This is a genomic window from Arthrobacter stackebrandtii (assembly GCF_017876675.1).
Taxonomy (GTDB): domain Bacteria; phylum Actinomycetota; class Actinomycetes; order Actinomycetales; family Micrococcaceae; genus Specibacter; species Specibacter stackebrandtii.
Genome location: NZ_JAGIOI010000001.1, coordinates 1,843,923 through 1,864,694, shown reverse-complemented (window position 1 = coordinate 1,864,694; position 20,772 = coordinate 1,843,923). Strand labels below are relative to the sequence as shown.

At 66.7% G+C, this 20,772-nt stretch carries 15 protein-coding genes; 6 read left to right on the top strand and 9 right to left on the bottom strand.

Going from position 1 to position 20,772, the window contains the following annotated elements:
* Positions 1–63 precede the first annotated feature (63 nt).
* A complete protein-coding gene (locus JOF48_RS07760) occupies positions 64–3,738 on the top strand; it encodes a TM0106 family RecB-like putative nuclease (RefSeq protein WP_209679203.1) in 3,675 nt (1,224 codons plus the stop codon).
* Here the strand turns inward: JOF48_RS07760 and JOF48_RS07755 are convergent.
* A complete protein-coding gene (locus tag JOF48_RS07755) occupies positions 3,735–6,191 on the bottom strand; it encodes a nuclear transport factor 2 family protein (RefSeq protein ID WP_209679200.1) in 2,457 nt (818 codons plus the stop codon). The genes JOF48_RS07760 and JOF48_RS07755 overlap by 4 nt on opposite strands.
* Positions 6,192–6,723: 532 nt before the next feature.
* On the opposite strand from JOF48_RS07755, the gene JOF48_RS07750 reads away from it, so the two are divergent.
* A complete protein-coding gene (locus tag JOF48_RS07750; protein WP_203311774.1) occupies positions 6,724–7,386 on the top strand; it encodes a DUF1345 domain-containing protein in 663 nt (220 codons plus the stop codon).
* Positions 7,387–7,409: 23 nt separating this feature from the next.
* Here JOF48_RS07750 and JOF48_RS07745 read toward each other — a convergent pair whose 3' ends face one another.
* From JOF48_RS07745 to JOF48_RS07725, 5 genes are read right to left on the bottom strand one after another with little or no spacing between them, the layout of a single operon-like run.
* A complete protein-coding gene (locus JOF48_RS07745) occupies positions 7,410–8,684 on the bottom strand; it encodes a M18 family aminopeptidase (RefSeq protein ID WP_209679196.1) in 1,275 nt (424 codons plus the stop codon).
* Positions 8,685–8,730: 46 nt separating this feature from the next.
* Positions 8,731–9,408 carry a response regulator gene (locus tag JOF48_RS07740; RefSeq protein ID WP_209679191.1) on the bottom strand — a complete coding sequence of 226 codons (678 nt, stop codon included), beginning with the start codon at positions 9,406–9,408 and terminating at the stop codon, positions 8,731–8,733.
* A gap of 29 nt (positions 9,409–9,437) precedes the next feature.
* On the bottom strand, positions 9,438–10,721 hold the full coding sequence (locus tag JOF48_RS07735; protein WP_245346444.1) for a sensor histidine kinase: 1,284 nt from the start codon (positions 10,719–10,721) through the stop codon (positions 9,438–9,440).
* Between the two features lie 40 nt (positions 10,722–10,761).
* On the bottom strand, positions 10,762–11,655 hold the full coding sequence (locus JOF48_RS07730; protein ID WP_209679187.1) for an ABC transporter permease: 894 nt from the start codon (positions 11,653–11,655) through the stop codon (positions 10,762–10,764).
* A gap of 2 nt (positions 11,656–11,657) precedes the next feature.
* Positions 11,658–12,599, bottom strand: a complete 942-nt coding sequence (locus JOF48_RS07725) for an ABC transporter ATP-binding protein (protein WP_209679185.1) — start codon at positions 12,597–12,599, stop codon at positions 11,658–11,660.
* Positions 12,600–12,762: 163 nt separating this feature from the next.
* On the opposite strand from JOF48_RS07725, the gene JOF48_RS07720 reads away from it, so the two are divergent.
* Entirely contained in the window at positions 12,763–13,419 is a 657-nt protein-coding gene (locus JOF48_RS07720) for a phosphatase PAP2 family protein (protein WP_209679183.1), read from the top strand.
* On the opposite strand, the gene JOF48_RS07715 is transcribed toward JOF48_RS07720, so the two are convergent.
* Positions 13,416–14,615 (bottom strand): MFS transporter, encoded by a 1,200-nt coding sequence (locus tag JOF48_RS07715; RefSeq protein ID WP_209679181.1) that lies wholly within the window; start codon positions 14,613–14,615, stop codon positions 13,416–13,418. The genes JOF48_RS07720 and JOF48_RS07715 overlap by 4 nt on opposite strands.
* Before the next feature lie 141 nt (positions 14,616–14,756).
* Positions 14,757–15,500: a phosphonatase-like hydrolase gene (locus tag JOF48_RS07710; RefSeq protein ID WP_245346443.1), complete on the bottom strand. Its 744-nt coding sequence runs from the start codon at positions 15,498–15,500 to the stop codon at positions 14,757–14,759.
* A gap of 88 nt (positions 15,501–15,588) precedes the next feature.
* On the opposite strand from JOF48_RS07710, the gene JOF48_RS07705 reads away from it, so the two are divergent.
* Positions 15,589–16,818: a TIGR03364 family FAD-dependent oxidoreductase gene (locus JOF48_RS07705; protein ID WP_209679179.1), complete on the top strand. Its 1,230-nt coding sequence runs from the start codon at positions 15,589–15,591 to the stop codon at positions 16,816–16,818.
* Here the strand turns inward: JOF48_RS07705 and JOF48_RS07700 are convergent.
* Positions 16,815–18,497, bottom strand: coding sequence for an ABC-F family ATP-binding cassette domain-containing protein (locus JOF48_RS07700; RefSeq protein ID WP_209679177.1), 1,683 nt, complete (start codon positions 18,495–18,497; stop codon positions 16,815–16,817). The genes JOF48_RS07705 and JOF48_RS07700 overlap by 4 nt on opposite strands.
* 197 nt (positions 18,498–18,694) lie before the next feature.
* On the opposite strand from JOF48_RS07700, the gene JOF48_RS07695 reads away from it, so the two are divergent.
* On the top strand, positions 18,695–20,005 hold the full coding sequence (locus tag JOF48_RS07695) for a sensor histidine kinase (RefSeq protein WP_209679175.1): 1,311 nt from the start codon (positions 18,695–18,697) through the stop codon (positions 20,003–20,005).
* Positions 20,006–20,082: 77 nt separating this feature from the next.
* The gene (locus JOF48_RS07690) at positions 20,083–20,739 is read left to right on the top strand and encodes a response regulator transcription factor (protein ID WP_209679174.1); all 657 of its coding nucleotides are present in this window, start codon (positions 20,083–20,085) and stop codon (positions 20,737–20,739) included.
* Positions 20,740–20,772 lie beyond the last annotated feature (33 nt).

Below are 20,772 nucleotides of genomic sequence, written 5' to 3'. Positions count from 1 at the left end.
GCCTTGCTAGATTCAATGGTGTTGACGGCGCACGAACCAGGCGCTGCAAGGAAAGGCTCCTGCATGTTCTTGCTTGACTCCCCCGACGGCGGCACGCCGCTGATCTTCTCCGCCTCCGACCTCGTGACGGCCAGCGAGTGCCAGTACCGCACCCTGCGCATCCTCGACGAGAAACTGGGCCGGACGCCGCGGCCCGACTTTGCCAGGGACGAAATGCTGGAGCGGGCCTCCAAGCTAGGCGACGCCTTTGAACACAAAATCCTGGACGAGTACAAGGAAAACTTTGGCAACTGGGACTCCGCCACCGGGTCCGGGGTTAAGCACGTGGAGCGCGGGAAGCTGAGCTGGGCAGGTCTCGAGGCCAAACGGGAAGAGACGCTGGAGGCGCTGCGCGCCGGGGCCGACGTGGTCTTCCAGGCCACCTTCTTCGACGGATCCCTGGTGGGCTTTGCCGACTTCCTCATGAAGCAGCCGGACGGTTCCTACGCCGTCCACGACACCAAGCTGGCCCGCCACGCCCGGGTCAGCGCCCTGCTGCAGTTGGCTGCCTACGGGGACCAGCTCGAAAGGTACGGAATACCAGTGGCCCCGGTGGCCACGCTCGTGCTCGGTGACCGCACGCACAGCAACCACCCCATGCCGGACCTGCTGCCCGTGTTCCGGGAGCACCGGGAACGCTTCCTCACACTGACGTCCGCACACCGGGCGCAGCCGGCCCCTGTTGCCTGGCTGCAGGAGGGCATCTCGTATTGCGGCCGCTGCGACTACTGCGCCGAGCAGGTGAGACTCCACCAGGACCTGCTGCTGGTCAACGGCATGACGGGCTCGCAGCGCCGCAAGCTCATGGCGGAGGGCATCGGGACAATCCAGGACCTGGCAAACATGCCCGCCTCTGCAGCCACCGGCCCCGTGGAACGGCTGCGCGACCAGGCCCGCATGCAGCTTGGCCTGGAAACACCCACCGGCACGGCCATCGCGGGCAAGGACGCAGATGCCCACCAGATCAGCTTCAAGGTGCTGCCCACCGTCAGCCACCTGCCAAAGCCCAGCCCGGGCGACATCTTCTTTGACTTCGAGGGCGACCCCCTGTGGCAGGACCCCGCCACGGAAAAGTGGGGCATCGAGTACCTGTTCGGCTCCATTGAGGCAGTCCCCGCGGGCACGGACCCGCTGACAATTCCCGACGGCGAACTGGTGTTCAAGCCGTTCTGGGCACACACACGCGCGGAAGAGCGCGAAGCCTTCATGGCCTTCCTGGAATATGTTCAGGCCCGTCGGAAAGCATGGCCGGACATGCATGTCTACCACTATGCGCCGTACGAAAAGTCGGCGCTGCGGAACCTCTCGGTGTTCCACGGCACGGGCGAGGACACCATCGACAACTGGCTGCGCACCGGCCTCCTCGTCGACCTCCTCGACACCGTGCGCCAATCCGTGCGCATCTCGGAAAGCTCCTACTCCATCAAGAAGCTCGAGCCGTTTTACATGGGCGAGAACGTCCGCTCCGGGGACGTCAAGGACGCCGGCGCCTCCGTGGTCGCCTATGCGGATTATTGTGAACAGCGCGACGCCGGACAGGCGGGTGACGCTGCCATGGCCGCTAAGGCTGAGGAGACCCTGGCGTCCATCAGCGACTACAACGAGTACGACTGCGTTTCCACCCTGAGGCTGCGCGACTGGCTCCTCCGCATCAAGGCCGCCACCACGGTGGACAGCTGGTCCGAGGGCAGCGGAAAGCTGGACCTCCCCGAGGAGAAGAAGGCCGGCTGGGAAGCAAGCCCGGAAGAACTGTGCCTCAGCGAATATGTGGCGGCCCTGAAGGAACTCAAGGGCCATGAGGTCACCGCAGACGAACACGCCGTGGGCATGGTGGCAGCAGCCGCCAGTTACCACCGCCGCGAGGACAAGCAGTTCTGGTGGGGCCACTTCGACCGGCTCGAAAAGGGGCCGGGGGCCTGGACCGAAGAACGCAACATGCTGCGCATCGAAACCGTGGAGGTGGTGGACGATTGGGCCACGCCGGCCGACAAGCCCCGGGCCCGGACGGAGCAGCGAACCCTCAGGGTCAGCGGAACGGCCACGGAGGGCTCGGACTTCCGCCCAGGCAGCACGTGGTTTGGCATGCACAATGCCCCGCTGCCGGACGGCATGGAGGATGACCCCGCCGAATCCGGCAGGCCCCCTGCCCTGCGCGGCGGCATCTTCAACATCACCGTTGTGGAGGACGTCTCGGATCCGGCCACCCCTGAAACCACCACGCTGCTGGTCTCGGAAAAGTCCACCACCAAGGTCCAGCCCTACGGCTCGCTTCCCATCGCAGTGACGCCCGACCAGCCGATCCGCACCACCAGCATCCGGGCGGCCCTGTCCGAGCTGGCCACAACCGTCGGCGCCGGCCTGCCCACCCCCGGCCAGCCGCCACAGCTGCCCCGGCACCCGGGAATCGACATCCTGCGCAAGGCCATGCCAAGGCTGGCAAGCGGCGCAAGCCTGCCCTCCGCCGTCGTTCATGGGGACGGGCACAGCACCCAGGAGCACGACTACATTGGCGCCATCACAGCCGCCGTGCTGGACCTGGACCGTTCCTACCTGGCCGCCCAGGGCCCGCCGGGCACCGGCAAGACGCACGTGGGGTCACACGTCATCGCAAACCTCATGGATGAGGGCTGGAAGATCGGCGTGGTGGGGCAGTCGCACGCCGTGGTGGAAAACATGCTGCGTGCCGCCATTGAGAAGGCCGGGGTGGACCCGGATCGCGTGGGCAAGAAGCTCAACGGCGCATACGAGGTACCTTGGAAGGTCACCGACGACAAGCAGTTCGGCAAGTTGCTGAACAGCGAGGGCGGGGCGCTGATTGGCGGAACGGCCTGGACCCTGACGGGCGCCAATGTCCCTGAGGGCTCGCTGGACCTGCTGGTCATTGACGAGGCCGGGCAGTATTCGCTGGCCAACACCCTGGCGGTGTCGCGCGCGGCGAAGAACCTGCTGCTTTTGGGTGACCCGCAGCAGCTGCCGCAGGTGACGCAGGGTTCGCACCCGGCACCCGTGGATGAATCTGCGCTGGGCTGGCTGTCCGCAGGGCACGCCACGCTGCCGTCCGAGCTGGGCTATTTCCTCGCAGACTCGTGGCGCATGCACCCGGAGCTGTGCGCTGCGGTGTCGCGCCTGAGCTACGACGGCAGGCTGCAGTCCGCCCCGGCGGCGTCGCTTCGACACCTGGAAGGCAAGGCACCCGGGGTGGAAACTGTCCTGGTCAGCCCGGACCCCGCCAGTGGGCGCGACAACCGGCAGTCGTCCCCGGAGGAAGCGGCCGAGGTGGTGGCCCAGGCCCGCGAACACCTCGGGCTGAGGTGGACGCCGGGCCCGGACCAGCCTGCCATGGCACTCGTTCAGGACGATATTTTGGTGGTGGCCGCCTACAACGCGCAGGTGCACCTGGTCCGGGAGGCCCTGGACGACGCCGGGCTTCCGGACGTGCGTGTGGGCACCGTGGACAAGTTCCAGGGGCAGGAGGCACCTGTGGTGCTGGTGACCATGGCCTGCGCGGAGCCCACGGGGGCCCCGCGCGGCATGGAGTTCCTGCTGAACCGCAACCGGATCAACGTTGCGGTCTCGCGCGGCCAATGGCGCGCCGTCATCATCCGCTCTCCCGGCCTGAGCAACTTCATGCCCGGGCGGCCGGAGGGAATGGCTGAATTGGGCGCGTTCATCGGCCTATGTGCGGGTGCCGGCGGTTAGTCCGTGAACGTCACCGCCAGCTTGCCGCCGTCGTCAATGGCGATGTTGCCGTACAGGTAGAAGCGGTCATCGTAGCTTTCGTCCTCCCATTCACCCTTGGAAGAGAACGAACTCTTTTCCTGGAAGGTGGCCGTTGCTTCGCCGAATTCATCCGAGCTGAACCGCCAGGCGCCGTCGTAGTACGACGAGATGCGCAGCGTCGGCTCCTTCGTGATCTTCCAGACCACGTTGCGGGTGTCCCCGTACGAGTATGCGCTCATGGGGCAATCGACGGGCTTCACCACGGTTTGGGCCGCACAAGCCTTCAGGTAGTCACCCACCTGCTTGGTCACCTCTGCATCGAAGACCTCGTTGGGCTCCAGTTCCAACCGTGCCATGTCAAGGCTGCTGCGCGCGTCGATCGAGACCAGTCCCGACACCTTGTTGGAGCCAAGGTACTTCGAGTCGGTCGCGAGCTCCAATTCGTAGCTTCCGGCATAGGCAGGCAACTCGTAGTAGCCGTCGAGCCGGCCGGTGGCGTTTTCGAGGGAAACCTCCACACCGTTGACCAGCACCGCCGAGGCGCCTTCGTCAGCAGAGAATCTCAGCGTGCCCGTTCCCTGAACGGCCATGCCAAATGAAGTCGGCGCGTTGCCCATGCTCCAGTTGTCATTGAAGAACGTTGGGTTCTTCTTGGTGAGGATGACGCTGTCTTCCAGGCGCTGCCCGTTCTGCGTCACCTCTACTGCCACCGTTGCCGTATTCCCCTTGACCGTGGACTTCCCGATCGTGAACCCGTCGATACGGTTGGTGGCCTTGGAGTAAATCTCGTTCGTCAGCAGGAGGCGCTGGTCATTGGGAACGCTGGCCTGGGAAATCTCCATGGCGCGTGCCGCGTCACCTGCAACAAGGGCTTCCAGGTAGTCTTCGACCACGTTCTCGGGGCCATTGGCCCCCTTGACGACGCCGACGGCGATGCTGCCGCCGACGGCCAGCAACACCACGAGCCCGGCCGCACCTGCACCTATGATCAAGTTCCGCTTGGCCTTCTTGGACAGAGGCTTGTGCTCCACCTTTACGCCTCCCACCGGGAGCGGCGCCGCAGCCTGTGGCGCGGAAGTTCCGGTGGAGGTGCCGACAATGCCCGCCGCAGCGGGCGCACCCGCAGCAGGGGCGGATGCGGCACCGGCCGGGAACGGCACGGAGGGCCAGCGCTGGATGCGGCGCACAAGTGCGGCCGGCAGCAGCGGGGCAAGGTGCGGTGCCACGTAGCGCGACAGAGCCTCGGCACCAACGCCCCACAAGGCAAACAGGAAGGGAGTCCACCAGGCGAAGCCGACAGCCGCGCCGCCGCCGCCCAGGGGCGTGGTGACCTCTGCCTGGATGCCCGTCAGCCAGAGCAGGAGAATGCCCAGGATCAGGAACGCCACGGGGAGGGCCGCCCAGCCCAGGACGCCGCGGGCCTTTTGTCCGCCACGGCGCAAGTACCAGTGGACGGAGGCTGCCGTCAGCGAGATCAGCACCAGCAGCACGAGGAGCCAGCCTGCCCAGACCGGCAGTCCAGCGTCGGCAAGGGAACCATCGACACCGTAGGCAAATTCATGCTTGCTCACGGTGGCTCCGGCAGCACCCACGCCTCCGACAGTGACCGCGCCAATAGCGGCCAGGTGTCCCAGACCAAGCATGACCAGGCCGAGTGTCGGCACCCAGATCAGGGACGACAGGACAGCACTGACGCCACCCTTGATGCCCAGGACGACAACGGCCACCGGCACGGCAACCAGGAGGAAGACGCCCACATGAATGGCGACGGTTCGGCCGGCGTCGCGCACCAGGAAGAATGCAAATGCCGCCTTGCTCGCGCCCGGAATGCCACGCTTGCGCCGGCCCCAATAACTGGCGGCAGCTGCCACGGCGAACGTCATGGCGACGGAGCCAAAGTTGACTGCGTTCAGTGAGATGCCGACACCGTCACCCACGGGGATGCGCAGAGCCGCAATGGCCGCCACCACGTTGAGCAGGAGCGAGGCCACGACGCCTGTAATGATGGACTGCGCCAGGCGATCCAGGACGGTGGCTGATGGAATGCTCTTTTGGGCATACTTTCCAGCCAGTGCAGCGAAGGCAACGACCGCAACTGTCAGCAGTAGCGGCACGAAGGCAATCGTCATCGCGACGTTCATCTGCCCAAACATGCCAAGATCGGCATCCATGGCCCCGCCCAGGCTGCCAAACATGGCAAGGGCAGGGAGCTGGGCGGCCAGTGAGAACAGGATCGACCACGGCGACGGCATGGCGTCCTGAGGTATGAACGGGTTGTCAGGGACAACAGATGCATCGCCCGATCCGCCCAGTGCCGCACCGATCACGGCAATCGTGGTGATGGCCAGCGACAGCAGCAGCACAGCAACATACACGCCGGCACCTGCCACTGCACCGGTCCACCATGCTGCCGGATTCAATCCGGCAGGCATCTCGCGCTTCTTGACGACGGTGATGGGGGCCGCCGCCGGCCAACCTTGCTGCGGCGCGGGCGGAGCCTGCCAGCCCTGCTGCGGCGCCGACCCGGGAGCAGGAGGAGCCTGCCAACCCTGCTGCGGTGCCGACCCGGGAGCAGGAGGAGCCTGCCAACCCTGCTGCGGTGCCGACCCGGGCGCGGGCGGTGCCGGCCAACCCTGCTGCGGAGCAGCTCCGGGAGGCGGTGGTGCCGGCCACCCTGCAGGCGGACCCTGCTGCGGAGCCGGCGCGGTCGGTGCAGTTTCGGGCGGCGGCGCGGCGCCTGTTTCCGGTTGTGATTCCTGTGGTGACGATGTCACTCGAGTTCCCCATATCCTGTGCGGTGATGACGGCCCGTATCAAAGGCCCCCTAGGAGCTTAATAAGATTGATGGATTTTCTCGAATGCACGGCCGTCGCGGGGTCCTGGATCCCGTCATAAACGATCCGTGCACCGCAGCAGATCCAGCGGCGTGGCGAAACGTCAGGACGGGGAAGGCCCGGCCGTGGCATGATCACACTCATGGACCACCTGACTTCCGCACGTGCCAGGCACCGGCAGCTGCGCATCATTGCCATGCTGGTGTGCGGTGCCGCAGCCACGGCTATCAGCGGCCTGCTGGGCGCATGGGTCTACGCCCCCGCCGTCGGCTGGACCGTCGCGGCCCTGATCTACAACGCATGGGTGTGGTTGAAGATCGCACCCATGGACGCCACGCAAACGGCAATTCACGCCATGGAGGAGGACCCCGGCCGGAACATTTCCGACCTCTTGATCCTCTTGGCCGCACTGGGTTCGCTGGCCGCCGTCGTGCTGGTCATGGTGGGCAGCAAGGACGTGGGGGGCCAGGGCCGGCTGCTGCTGGCGCTGCTCGCCATGACGTGCACGGCCATGTCGTGGCTCATGGTGCACACCGTGTTCACGCTGCGCTACGCCGAGATCTACTACAGCGGGGAGCCCGGTGGCATCGGCTTCAACCAGGATGAGCCTCCCCAATACATGGACATTGCATACATGGCGTTCAGCGTGGGCATGACCTACCAGGTGTCCGACACCAACATCACCACGCGGGCCATGCGCTCGGCCGTGTTCCGGCACAGCCTGCTCGCATTTGTGTTTGGCACCGGCATCCTCGCCACCACGATCAACCTGGTGGTCAGCCTCGCCCCGTAGCGCTGCAGGTTCCCGGCCGGCCGCTACACGGCTGCCGTGAAGAACACACCCGTGATGAGGGCCAGGTGGTGCGGGTCGTCGACGCCGCACAGTTCGCGCGCCGAGTGCATCGACAGCAGCGGCGTTCCCACGTCCAGTGTGCGGATGCCCAGGCGAGTCGCCGTGAGCGGGCCGATCGTGGAGCCGCACGGCACATTGTTGTTGGACACGAACTCCTGGTACGGCGCTCCGGCCTTCTCGCACAGCCCGGCCCACACTGCCGCGCCAACGCCGTCGGTGGCGTAGCGCTGGTTCGCGTTGATCTTCAGCAGCGGGCCGCCGTTGAGCACCGGCAGGTTGGCGGGATCGTGGCGTTCACCGTAGTTGGGGTGGACAGCATGTCCGGCATCAGCTGAGACACAGAACGAATTGGAGAAGGCACGACGGCGGTCGCTCACGGATGCGCCCAGGCCGTCCGACACGCGGGTCAGCACGTCTTCCAGGATGGGTCCGCAGGCGCCGGAGCGCGAGCCCGAGCCGATTTCCTCGTGATCAAACGCGGCCAGCACGGGAATGACATTGGCAGCGGGCTTGTCGGCGGCTGCGATCAGTGCCACCAGGCCGGCGTGCACGGACGTCAGGTTGTCCATGCGCCCGGCGGCGAAGAACTCGTTGTTGGCGCCAAAGACCTGGCCCGGCTGGGTGTCCGCCACGATGATGTCGTAGCCGCCGATGGTGGCCGCGTCGACGCCGGCGCGGTCGGCAAGCAGGCCCAGGAGGTCGGCCTGCCCGGCATCACCCTGCCCCCAGACAGGGTTCATCTGGTACTGCTTGTCCAGCTTCAGCCCGTCGTTGACGGCCCGGTCCAGGTGGATGGCCAGCTGCGGGAAGCGCAGCAGCGGCCCGGTGGCCACGAGTGTTTCCGTGCCGTCGCGGTCCACGAGGCGGCCGGCAAACTGCAGTTCCCGGTCCAGCCACGAATTGATGAGCGGCCCGCCGTACACCTCAACGCCCGCCTGCAGCCAGCCAAACCGGCCCGTGGTGGGCTTGGGCTTGAGCTTGAACGACGGCGAGTCCGTGTGCGCACCCAAAATATTGAAGCCGGTGGTAGTTGTGGCGTCCTCCGGCACGATCCAGGCCATGACCGCACCGTCGCGGATCATGAAGAACTTGCCGTGGACGGGCCATGCGGCTGCCTCGTCCAACTGTGTAAAGCCGGCTGCCGCCAGCCGCCGACCGGCCTCACGGGCCGCATGGAAACTCGACGGCGAGGCCTCGATGAAGTCGCGAAGGTCCAGGATGTGCTCAACAGAAGTCATGCTTCGATTCAATCATGAACGGCGAGGGGAGTAGCCGGTGCCGGGGTCAATAATCCGGGTTGCTGGGAATGACCAGCCCGGTTTCGTAGGCGTAGACCACCACTTGCACGCGGTCGCGCAGGTGCAGCTTGGTCAGGATCCTGCGCACATGGGTCTTGACGGTGGCCTCGGAGAGGAACAGCTTGTGGGCGATCTCGGCGTTGGACAGCCCCTGCGCAATCAGCTTGGCAACTTCAAGTTCGCGGGGTGTCAGGTCCTCCAGGAGCGGGTCCGGATGGGTGACGGGGTGGCGGCTGCGGACAAAGTTCTCCAGCAGCCGCTGCGTGACCCGGGGCGCCACGACGGCGTCCCCGCTCGCAACGAGCCGCACTGCCTGCACCAGGTCTGCGGGCGCCACGTCCTTGAGCAGGAACGCACTGGCACCGGCCTGCAATCCAGCAAAGGCATACTCGTCCAGGTCAAAGGTGGTCAGGATGATGACCCGGGCGCATGATTCGGAGGCCGTGATCCGCCCGGTCGCCTCGATCCCGTCCATGAGCGGCATGCGGACGTCCATGAGCACCACATGCGGCTGCAGGGACTGAACCGCGGCCAGCGCCTCGATGCCGTTGGAGGCCTCGCCAACCACCACGAGGTCGTCCTCACCTTCAAGGATCAGCCGGAACCCCATCCGCAGCAGCGGCTGGTCGTCAACCAGCAGGACCTTGATCAGTTCATCTTCCATGGCATGCTTCCCATCTGAATGCTCCCCCACTATTCGGGCCCCTGCGCCGGATACAGCACGGCCCGGACCTGCCAACCGCCCGACGCAAGGGGTCCGGCGTCGACCGTCCCGGCGAAAATACCGGCACGCTCCCGCATACCGACTATCCCACGGCCCGTGCCGATCGAGCCATCAAGGGTGGCGTGGCCGTCATTTGTCACGGTGATGACCAGCACGCCCAGGCCGGCGTCGTATTCCAATGCGGCATTCACGCGCGAGACGGCGGCACCGTAGCGCAGCACATTGGTCAGCGATTCCTGCACGATCCGATACACGGTCAGGGCCAACGCAGGGTCTTCGGGGACGGCGGGCCCGGCCTGCGAGAAAGTGATGGGCAGCCCGGCCTGGCGGAAACCCTCAACCAGCGCGCCCATGTCTGCCTGCAGCGGCTGCGGCGAACGCTGGGATCCGCCGTCGGCACGCAGCACGCCCAGCACGCGGCGCATGTCGGCGAGTGCGGTGCGGCCGGTCTGGGACAGCTGGCCCAGCACCTCCCCCGCCTGGGCCGGATCGCGCCTGACCACGACGGCGGCCCCGTCCGAGAGCGCCACCATGACAGTCAGCGAGTGGGCCACCACATCGTGCATTTCGCGCGCGATGCGGTTGCGCTCGGCAACGGAGGCAAGCTCGGCATTGCGCACCGCCCACTGGCGCAGCTCGGTCTCATGGGCGCGGCCGCTGCGCACCGAGGCGCCGATGCCTGCCGCAATGATGTTGGCCAGGACCATGATGATGGCCGTGATCAGGCTGGTCTGCGCAGCGCTGGGGCCGTCCGGCAGAAGCAATTCCGGCGGAAGCCGGTAGACAAACAGGGTGTAGAGGATCAGTGGAACCGAGCACAGCACGGACAGGGCGAAGCTGATGAGCGCCCGGTAGGCAACGGCCACCGAGTACAACGCGAACCACAGGCTCACGCCAATGTTGCCGGTGTTGGGCACCATGGCGATGTTGATGACTTCAAACAGGGAAAGGATGGCCAGCACGGCCAGCGGCTTGTCCCGCCGGAACATCAGCACGATCGCGGACGCAGCCACCATGACGACATGGGCCCGCACGTTCATGCCGGGGCGGTCGCCGGCAAACACCCCGGAGGAGACCAGCAGGTAAACCAAAACCACCACCACATCCATGATGCGGGGGTGGTTGTAAAAATAAGTCCGGAGCACGCCGCGGCGGCGGGCCGCAAATTCTTCGGCCCGCCGCACAACGGAGGGTAGTTCGGCGAGGGGCGCGGCCGTTCGTTCCGCGTCCCCCGCCTGGTCTGGTGTGCTCATCGCTTCGGGTCAGGGCCCCGTGCGGGGCGCCGGACCGTTTCTAGACGTCACGGGTCTTGAGGGCGATGAGTGCCGGAATCATGAAGAGCAGGATCCAGCCGACGAAGATCAGCGCTCCGGCCCCGGGGCTGATGAAGGCCACCTTGTCGTTGATCTCCAGCATGCGGCCGCCGGCCACGCTGGGCACGTACTGGTTGACGTACTTCCAGAACTCACCGGGGATGAAGCTCATGAGCTGGGTGCCGAAGTCGAGGAGGAAAAATACCACCACCAAGACGATGATGCCGCCTGCGGAGCTGCGCAGCAGCGTGCCCAGGGACAGGCCGATCAGGGCCACGCCGGCCACATAGAGCCCGCCCATGAGGATTGAGTAGACAATGCCGTCCAGGCCAAAGGAGATCTCAATCCCGTAGGCGCTGAAGATGGGCATGGCCACAACCGTCGTGGCAACGGCGGCCACCAGGGTCAGGACGTAGGAAACCACCACCAGGACGGCTGCCTTGGCGAAGAAGACCGGCAGTCGCTTGGGGACAGCGGTGAGGGTGGAGCGGATCATGCCGGTGCCAAATTCAGAAGAGATGAACAGCACGGCCAGGGAGCCCAGGATCAAGATGCCGATCTGCAGGCCCGCGTTCGGGATCCCGTAGAGGTTGACGCCCATGGCAGCGGTGGCCTGGTCGAGCGTCATCTTGCTCTCCGGCGACCCGGGAGCACCCATGCCCATGCCGTGCTGCATAATCCCGTCAAGGGACAGTGCCTGTACCCAGGCCGTCATGGCGCCAACGCCCACAACAGCCAGGAAGGTGAACAGCAGCAACAGCTGGGTGGAGCGCAGGGAACGGAACTTGATCCATTCACTGCGGAGGATGCCGGCAAAGGACAGCCCGGTGCCACCGGCGGCGCGCGAGGGTGAGGAAATCGTCGTCGTGCTCATCTTTAGAGTCCCTTCACAGCAACGGGGGCTTGGTCATTGAATTGTTGGGAGTGGTATTCGACCTCGTCCTTCGTGAGGTTGAAGTACGCGTCCTCCAGGGAGCCGTTCATGGGCGTCAGCTCGTACACGAGCACCTGGTTCTCCAGGGCGGTGGCCGCGATCTGGCGGGCATCGAGGCCCGTGACCTCAAGGGTCTCGTTTTCGTGGCAGGCCACGTTGACGCCGGCACCGCCCAGCAGCTGGCTCAGGCGCGTGACCTCGGAGGTGCGGACGCGGATCTTGGCCTTGTCCGAACCGGCCAGGATCTGGGCTATCGGCGCGTCGGCGATGATCTGGCCGCGGCCGATCACGATGAGGTGGTCGGCGGTCTGCGCCATTTCGCTCATGAGGTGCGAGGACAGGAACACGGTCTTGCCCTCGGAGGCCAGGTAGCGGGCCAGGTTGCGCACCCACAGCACGCCTTCGGGGTCCAGGCCGTTGACGGGCTCGTCCAGGATCAGGGTCTGGGGATCGCCCAGCAGTGCCGAGGCGATGCCCAGCCGCTGGCCCATGCCGAGGGAGAAGCCGCCGGCCTTCTTCTTGGCCACCGGGCCCAGGCCTGTCATGTCGATGACCTCGTTGACGCGGCGGGTGGGGATGTTGTGCGTGGCGGCCATGGCCAGCAGGTGGTTGTACGCGCTGCGGGACGTGTGCACGGCCTTGGCATCGAGCAGGGCGCCCACCTGGTGCAGCGGGTCGCGGTGCTGTTCAAACGGCTTGCCGTTGACGGTGACCGTGCCGCGGGTGGGCTTGTCCAGTCCCACGATCATGCGCATCGTGGTGGACTTGCCGGCGCCGTTGGGGCCCAGGAAGCCCGTCACCATTCCCGGCTTGACGGTGAACGTGACACCGCCGACGGCCGTCTTGGCACCGTAGTGCTTGGCCAGGTTTACTGCCTCAATCATGTGGGTTCCCCCTCGGGTGACCGCCGGCCCATTGCGGCACGGCGTGCGAATCTATAACCACGGTACGCAACGGAATGCCGTATTACATCTATCTCAGGGATGATTCAGGGTTCACTCAGGGTAGTCACAAGGGATGACAGGCCCGCCGCCCTAGACTTGCCCCATGGTCCAAACTGCTCTCCGCACCGCCGCACTGCGCCCCCTCGACTGGGCCCGGTCCCGCCTTCTCTGGGCATCGCTGCCCGCCCTGGCGCTCATGCTGGCCGGGGGCCTGCTGGTGTGGGCCACCGGCAACAACCCGCCCTTTCAGAAGTACGACGACGACTGGTACCTTTTCATGCTGTCCTCGCGCACGCCGTGGCTCACCCAGGCAAATCTCGTGCTGAACTTCGTGGGCAACGCCGGCATGTACATCTACGCCGTGGCGCTGTTACTGGTGCTGGCCCGCCGCCACTGGCGACTGGCACTGTTTACCGCAGGCGCAAACCTTGGCGCGCTGGGCCTGACCCACCTCGTCAAGTTCCTTGTGGGCCGCCCGCGCCCGCTGGACCGGCTGGTGCATGTCAGCTCGGACTCATACCCTTCCGGGCATGTAAGTGCCACGGTGGCTGCCATGGTGGCAACCGCCGTCGTGCTTGGCAGGCTGTGGATGTGGGTCAGCGGCGCCATCCTCAGCGTGGCCATGATGTACAGCCGCACCTATCTGGGCGCCCATTGGCTCTCCGACACCATTGCGGGGGCGCTGCTCGGAGCCGGCATGGTCCTGCTGGTGTGGGCCGTGGCCAGGAACAAATGCCTGGGCCAGCATATGCCGGGCTAGTTCGCTGCGTTCTCGTATTCCGACTTCGGCAGCGGCTTGGCGGCCGGGGCGGTCAGGATGGAGGCAATGATGGCCACCGCGATCGCGAGCAGCGCCCAGCGGATCGTGAAGTGGTCGCCCAGGAAGCCCAGCAGCGGAGGACCCGCGAGGAACGCCACGTAGCCGATGGTCGAGACCACGGAGACGCGGGCGGCTGCCCGGGCGGGGTCGTCGGCGGCGGCGCTCATGCCCATGGGGAAGCCCATGGCGGACCCGGCGCCCCACAATACGGCTCCCACGGCGGCGAGCAGGAGATTCGGCGCCACAACAAAGACCACCAGGCCCAGCAGCGCCGAGCCGAGGCTGCCGTACAGCACGGGGACGCGGCCAAACTTGTCCACGAAGCTTCCGCCAAAGAACCTGAACAGCGTCATGGAGGCGACGAAGACGGCGAACATGATGGCCCCGCCGGCCTCGGTGGAGCCCAGCCCGTCAACCGTTGCCTTGGCGATCCAGTCGTTGGCGGAACCTTCCGTGAGGGCCGCGCCCAGGACCACCAGGCCCACCATGAGCGTGCGCTTTTCGGTCCAGGCGCTGCGACCCTTCCCGGCCTTGTCCGCGGCGGAGCTGCGGCTGCCGCTGGTGGCGGTTTCGGGCAGGAACAGCTTGGGCACGAACACCATTGCCACCGACACGCCCAGCACAATGACCAGCAGGTGCGCCGACATGCTCACGTCCAGGGCGGAAAGGCCGGCTCCAACAAGGGCGCCGATGAGCGCCCCGCCGGAGAACCCTGCATGGAACTGGGGCATGACGGTGCGGCCGAGGTGGCGTTCCACGTCGGCGCCCTCGATGTTCTGGGCCACGTCCCACAGGCCGATCCCGATGCCGAAGAAGAACAGCCCCACGGCGGTCAGCGGAACATTGTGCTGGGAAAGGGCCAGGGAAATGATGAGCCCGCCAAACGCCGCGGTGAAGCCGCCGGTGCGGATGGTATGTGCCGTGCCGATCCGCGCCACCACGGTCCCGGCCAGCGGCAGTGCAATCACGGAGCCGGCTGCGATGGTCAGCAGCAGCAGGCCCATCTCCCCGGCGGTCAGGTCAAGGATGCGTGTGACGGCGGGGATGCGCGCGGCCCAGCTGGCGAAGACGAAGCCGTTGATGGCAAAGACGGAGAAGGTGGCGACCGCGGCTGCGCGGACCGTGTTCTGGTTCATGGTGGTGGGGCTCTTTACACGGGGAGGGGCGAAAGGGGCGCCACACTTCCCGGCGCTCCATCAACTCTAGTGCCGCCTGCGCCGTTGTTGTCCAGAGGTGCGCCGGAACGGCCTGCCCCGGCGCACCGGCTTGGCCGGCGGTCAGGCCCCCGGCTGCGTCTCCGCCAGTCCCGGAACGTCCGCCACACCGGCCAGGATGTGGTCGTGGGACACGGCCGCCAGTTCGGCGCGGCCGAGCTTGCCGGTCAGCACACCCACGGCGATGGCTCCGGCATTGCGCCCCGCCTGCATGTCGACCACCGTGTCCCCGGCGGCCAGCACGGCACGGACGTTGTGCACGCCGGTGCGCTCCATGGCCCGGTGGATCATGTAGGGCGCGGGCCGGCCCTGCGCCACGTCGGAGGTGGTGACAACGGCATCGACCATCGTCCCCTCCCCCGCCCCAACTGCCCAACCGAGCGATTCGAGCAGCGGGTAGGCAACGCCGTCGTCAAAGCCGGTGGTAAGCGCAACCTTGATGCCGCGGCCGCGCAGCGTTTCGATGGCCTCCGCCACGCCCGGCAGTGCCACGGGCGGGGTGGCCGCATAGCGTTCGGCCAGGATCTCGCGGAAGCGAACAAACGCGGCGGCGACCCGGCCGCCGTCGGGCTCCTGTCCGCCAAGCTTCATGAGGGCCGTGATGGCAGAAACCTTGTCGGCGCCCATCCACTCCTGCAGGTCCGCCGCCGACACCGGGGCCCCGGTCTCCTCCACGGCGTCCTTGAGGGCGATGTAGACAATTCCGTGGTCATCGACAGTGGTTCCGGCCATGTCAAAGACGGCGAGTTCAATCATGGTGTTCAAATCCTTGGCTGCAGTGCTGTGGGTGCGGGGCTGCCCGCTCATGGCGTTGAGTCTATCCCCCGAAATCCGCGGAATTCCGCCAAACCAGAGGCCCTTCGGTTGAACAATTTGCAAACAGTGGGGCCGCCGGATGAACCCTGGGAGAACTTCCCGCGGCGGGCCCGCCACAGCTTGCCCGGCCCGATCCCGGCAAGGAAAAGTCGAAGTCATGACAGTTTCCAACCCCGTTCCGCCCGCCGACGTCCTCATCGTGGGGGCCGGCATCATTGGCTTGGCCCACGCCGCCGAGGCAGTGGCCCGCGGCCTGAGCGTGCACATCATCGACCGCGACACCCGCGCCGTGGGCGCCTCCATCCGCAACTTCGGGCACTGCTGCGTCAGCGCACAGTCCGGCGAACTGCTCGAACTGGCCTCGGCCGCACGGGAGGGCTGGCTCAGGCACAGCGCACTGGCCGGCTTTTTTGCGGTGGAGTCGGGCGCCCTGGCCGTGGCGCGGAATGTGCAGGAGGTGGCCGTGCTCGAGGAGCTTTCGGCCGTCCGGGGCGCCGGCGAGGTGGAGCTGGTGGGCGCCGCACGCGTGCGGCAGGAGCTTTCCGGCAGCGGCGACCCGGCCATCCTGGGCGGCGCGCTGCTGCACCGCGACATCCGCGTGGACCCCCGCGAGGCCGTGGGCAGGCTGGCCGCCTGGCTTGCCACGCAGCCCGGCGTCAGCTTCTCCTGGCGCACCTCCTACCTTGGCGTGGCCGACGCCGGATCCTCCCCGGAGGGCCCCGTCACCGTGCGCACCTCCCGCGGCCCGGTGACGGCGTCGCGCGCCATTGTCTGCGTGGGGCACGACCTCGACTGGGTGCACACTGAACTTGCCGAACCGTTCGAGGTCAACCGCTGCGCACTGCAGATGGCACTGGTCCGCCCCGCTGCCCACACGTCCATCAAGCGCGCCGTGCTGACCGGCACGTCGATGCTGCGCTACCCGGCTTTTGCCGAGACCGCTGCCGCCGCGGCCCTGCGGACGGAACTGGAAGCCAGGAGTCCCGAGCTGCTGGCGATCGACGCAAACCTCATGCTGACCCAGCGCCCCGACGGCACCCTGCTCATTGGCGACAGCCACCACACGGAAACCACGCAGGACCCGTTCCTGTCCGAGGCAACCTCGGACACCTTGATGCAGGCCGCCCAAACACTGCTGGGCCGCAACTTCGAGGTGCTGCAGCGGTGGCAGGGCATCTACGCCTCGAGCCCGCAGCAGAGCTTCCTCATCAAGGAGCTGGCGCCCAACGTCACCGCAGTCTCGGTCACCTCGGGCATCGGCATGACCATCAGCTTCGGACTGGCACAGAAGACCTTCGCCCAGTTCTAGCGGGCCCGCTCCACCCGCTTTTCGTCCCACACGGGTTCGTCGGATTCGTACACCTTGCCGTCGGAGCCAAACACCAGGAACCGGTCAAAGGACCGGGCAAACCAGCGGTCATGCGTGACGGCCAGGACGGTCCCCTCGAAGGAGTCGATCGCCTTTTCCAGCGCCTCGGCCGAATGCAGGTCAAGGTTGTCGGTGGGCTCGTCAAGCAACAGCAGCGTTGCCCCGGAAAGCTCCAGCAGCAGGATCTGGAAGCGCGCCTGCTGCCCGCCGGAGAGGGAGTCGTACTTCTGCTCGGAGCTGGAGGCCAGGCCGTAGCGGTCCAGCGCACTGGCGGCGGCCTCGCGCCCCAGCCCGGAACGGTGCTCGTCGCCGCGGTGCAGGATGTCCAGCAGCGTGCGGTTCAGCAGGTCCGGGCGGGCGTGCGTCTGGGCAAAGAAGCCGGGACGGATCCGGGCGCCAAGCTTCACGGACCCCTCGTGGGGCACGTGGGCAATTTCGACGTCGGACACCGGCTCATGCTCTTTGTCCGGGTCTGAGCCTCCCGCGGCAAGCAGGCGCAGGAAGTGGGACTTGCCCGAGCCGTTGGAGCCGAGGACGCCCACGCGGTCGCCAAACCACACCTCGGTGTTGAACGGCTTCATGAGCCCTGTCAGCTCCAGCTTCGTGGCGACGATTGCACGCTTCGCCGTGCGCCCGCCCTTGAGCCGCATCTTCACGTTCTGCTCGATCGGCAGTGCTTCCGGCGGACCCTTCTCGAGGAACTGTGCCAGCCGTGATTGCGCGGCCTGGTAGCGATTGGCCATGTCGGAGCGGAAGGCCGCCTTGGTCTTGTACATGTTGACGAGTTCCTTGAGCTTGATGTGCTCCTCGTCCCAGCGCTTGCGCAGCTCCTCAAAACGGGCGTTGCGGTCCTCGCGCGCCTTCACATATGACTCAAATCCGCCGCCGTGCGTCCAGCTCGAGGCGCCGTTGATGCCCGGCTCCAGCGTGACAATCCGGTCCGCGGCGTTGGCCAGCAGCTCCCGGTCGTGGCTGACAAACAGCACGGACTTGTCCGACTCCGCCATCTTCGCCTCGAGCCAGCGCTTGCCGGGCACGTCGAGGTAGTTGTCGGGCTCATCGAGGAGCAGAAGCTCGTCGGGACCGGAGAACAGCGCCTCCAGCACGAGCCGCTTCTGCTCGCCGCCGCTCAGCGAGGCCGCCTTGCGATGCTGCGCCGTATAGAAGTCCATGCCCATGGCGGCCATGGTGACCTCGTCCCAGGTGGTCTCCATCTCGTAGCCGCCCACGTCGCCCCAGTCGGCAATCGCCTGCGCGTAGGCCATCTGGCTGGGCTCGTCGTCGCGCTCAACCATGGCCAGCTCGGCGTCGTCGACGGCCTTTCCGGCTTTGGCAATGTTCTCGGCCGCCACCGACAGCAGCAGGTCGCGCACCGTGCTGTCATCGCGCACCTGGCCCACAAACTGGCGCATCACACCCATGCTGCCCGAGCGCGACACCGCCCCTTCATCAGCCTTGATGTCCTGGCAGATGATGCGCAGCAGTGTGGTCTTGCCGGTGCCGTTGGGCCCGATCAGGGCCGTCTTGGTGCCGTCGGAGACGCGAAAGTTCACCCCGTTCAGCAGCTGCCGGCCGTCGGAGAGAAAATAGTCAATGTTTGCAACGTCAATATGTCCCACCCGGCAATTCTCCCATCTTCCGCACGACTTCCCCGCCCCTCCCCCAAACCCTGTCGCGGCATTGGCTGATTCTTCGTGGACCCTGTCGCAGCACTGGCTGGAATTTCACGGACCCTGTCGCAGGTGGGGAAAACCCCACCCCGCATTCACCGGCTGGCATGATGGTTTCAGGACGCCGCCGCAACAAGGATTGATACATGAGCAAAACCATGTCACCCATGCAACAGAAGTCCTGGTTCATCCTGCGCCCCGCCACGTGGCGCCAGATCGGCCGCGACTTGGCATATATCTTGCCGGGCTTCTTCATTTCCATCGCCTCGTTCACGGCACTGACGGCCCTGTTCACCCTCGGCGTGAGCACCCTCATCATCTGGGTGGGGCTGCCGGTGCTCATCGCCTGCCTCGCAACGGCCCGCTGGTTTGCCGGCGTCAACCGTGCTGCCCTGCGCCGCTGGGCGGGTAATATTCCGCCTGTCCATTACCGGGAGCCGCACAAATATTCCATTGGCGGCATGTTCAAGAACCTTGGCGATCCGCAGCTGTGGAAGGACTTCTTCCACGGTTTCCTGGTTGCCTTTCCGCTGCGCACCGCAACCTTCTGCACGGCCATCACCATCCTTGCAGCCACGGCCGGCGGGTTGACGCAGTGGTTCTGGATGAGGTTCCTGCCCTCGGACAACACCACCCTCGCCGAACTTATCGGCCTGGACACGTACCTGGGTGTCAGCCCGGAGACAGCCGAGTCCTGGTTCGGCCTGGCCTACGGCGTGATACTTTTGCTCGCCCTGCCCTTCATCACCCACGCCCTGGCCTTGGCCGACGCCGCCACCACCCGCACCCTGCTCACCAACGAGACCGCGGCCCTGCGCGCCCGCAGCGAGGAGCTGGCCGCCAGCCGCGCGCAGGTGGTCCAAGAGGAGGCCAGCACGTTGCGCAAGATCGAGCGCGACCTCCACGACGGCCCGCAGCAGCGCCTGATCCGCCTGCAAATGGACGTCGAGGCGGCCCAGCGCCAGATGGAGAAGAACCCCGCGGGCGCCCGCGAATTGATGGACGGCGCCATTGAGCAGAGCCGCGAGGCCCTCGCCGAGCTGCGCCAGCTCTCCCGCGGCATCGCGCCGCCGCTGCTGGCGGACCGTGGGCTGCGCGCCGCCGTCGAGTCCCTTGCCGCAAAATCCGCCGTCCCTGTGACCGTCAACGGCAGCCTTGCCCACGGCGCCAGGCTCGCCGAGGGTGCGGAAAACGCAGCCTACTTTGTGGTCTCGGAAGCCCTCGCCAACGTTTCCAAGCATTCGGGTGCCGGCAGCGCCAGTGTCGCCGTCGACGCCCAGCCCACCGAGCTGCTCATTGTTGTCACGGACGACGGCGTTGGCGGCGCCCATGTGGGCAAGGGCCACGGGCTGGCCGGGCTCGTGGACCGGCTGGCCGGCGTGGACGGTTCCCTGGAGATCAGCAGCCCCGCGGGCGGGCCCACTTCGCTGCGCGCCAGCATCCCGCTCAACGGCTGAAACCCATGGCGCACCTGCCGGCTGCGGCCTGGCCGGAAGCGGCCGGTCCACGGCACCCGGGCGCTAGTGTGGATGCCATGCGTGTTGTCATAGCTGAAGATTCCGTCCTGCTGCGGGAGGGCCTGGTCCGCCTGCTCGGGGAAATCGGCGGCGAGGTGTGCGCGGCGGTGGGAGACGGCGTCGAACTTCTCCAGGCGGTGGCCCGGCACCGCCCGGAGCTGCTCATCACGGATGTCCGGATGCCGCCGTCGCACCGGGACGAGGGGCTGCGTGCGGCGCTGGAGGTCAGGGCCCGGCACCCGGAGGTGGCCATCCTGGTGCTCTCGCAATATGTTGAGCTCAGCTACGCCGGCGAACTGCTGGCGGGTGCGGGCAGCGGCGCCGGGCTGGGCTACCTGCTCAAGGACCGGGTGGCGCGGTTTGAAGATTTCACGGACGCCGTTGCACGCGTCTGCGCCGGCGGCACGGTGCTCGACCCCGAGGTTGTCGGCGCCCTGCTGGGCAACCGGAGCGCCCAGGACCCGCTGAATGCGCTGAGCCCGCGGGAATCGGAGGTCCTCGGACTCATGGCGCAGGGGCTCACGAACGCCGGCATCGCCAGGGCCCTGGTGGTCAGCGCCGGCGCCGTGGAAAAGCACATCAGCTCCATCTTCATGAAGCTGGGGCTGGCGCAGGGTCCCGACGACCACCGCCGCGTCCTGGCCGTGCTGCAATTCCTGCAGACGCGGGGCTGATCCGCGGGAAACGCCGCCGGAACGGTCAGGCCG

Coding starts and splice junctions, on each gene's coding strand:
- JOF48_RS07760 (WP_209679203.1), top strand. CDS start 64: ATGTTCTTGCTTGACTCCCCCGACGGCGGCACGCCGCTGATCTTCTCC.
- JOF48_RS07755 (WP_209679200.1), bottom strand. CDS start 6,191: ATGCCTGCCGGATTGAATCCGGCAGCATGGTGGACCGGTGCAGTGGCA.
- JOF48_RS07750 (WP_203311774.1), top strand. CDS start 6,724: ATGATCACACTCATGGACCACCTGACTTCCGCACGTGCCAGGCACCGG.
- JOF48_RS07745 (WP_209679196.1), bottom strand. CDS start 8,684: ATGACTTCTGTTGAGCACATCCTGGACCTTCGCGACTTCATCGAGGCC.
- JOF48_RS07740 (WP_209679191.1), bottom strand. CDS start 9,408: ATGGAAGATGAACTGATCAAGGTCCTGCTGGTTGACGACCAGCCGCTG.
- JOF48_RS07735 (WP_245346444.1), bottom strand. CDS start 10,721: ATGAGCACACCAGACCAGGCGGGGGACGCGGAACGAACGGCCGCGCCC.
- JOF48_RS07730 (WP_209679187.1), bottom strand. CDS start 11,655: ATGAGCACGACGACGATTTCCTCACCCTCGCGCGCCGCCGGTGGCACC.
- JOF48_RS07725 (WP_209679185.1), bottom strand. CDS start 12,599: ATGATTGAGGCAGTAAACCTGGCCAAGCACTACGGTGCCAAGACGGCC.
- JOF48_RS07720 (WP_209679183.1), top strand. CDS start 12,763: ATGGTCCAAACTGCTCTCCGCACCGCCGCACTGCGCCCCCTCGACTGG.
- JOF48_RS07715 (WP_209679181.1), bottom strand. CDS start 14,615: ATGAACCAGAACACGGTCCGCGCAGCCGCGGTCGCCACCTTCTCCGTC.
- JOF48_RS07710 (WP_245346443.1), bottom strand. CDS start 15,500: ATGAGCGGGCAGCCCCGCACCCACAGCACTGCAGCCAAGGATTTGAAC.
- JOF48_RS07705 (WP_209679179.1), top strand. CDS start 15,589: ATGAACCCTGGGAGAACTTCCCGCGGCGGGCCCGCCACAGCTTGCCCG.
- JOF48_RS07695 (WP_209679175.1), top strand. CDS start 18,695: ATGAGCAAAACCATGTCACCCATGCAACAGAAGTCCTGGTTCATCCTG.
- JOF48_RS07690 (WP_209679174.1), top strand. CDS start 20,083: ATGCGTGTTGTCATAGCTGAAGATTCCGTCCTGCTGCGGGAGGGCCTG.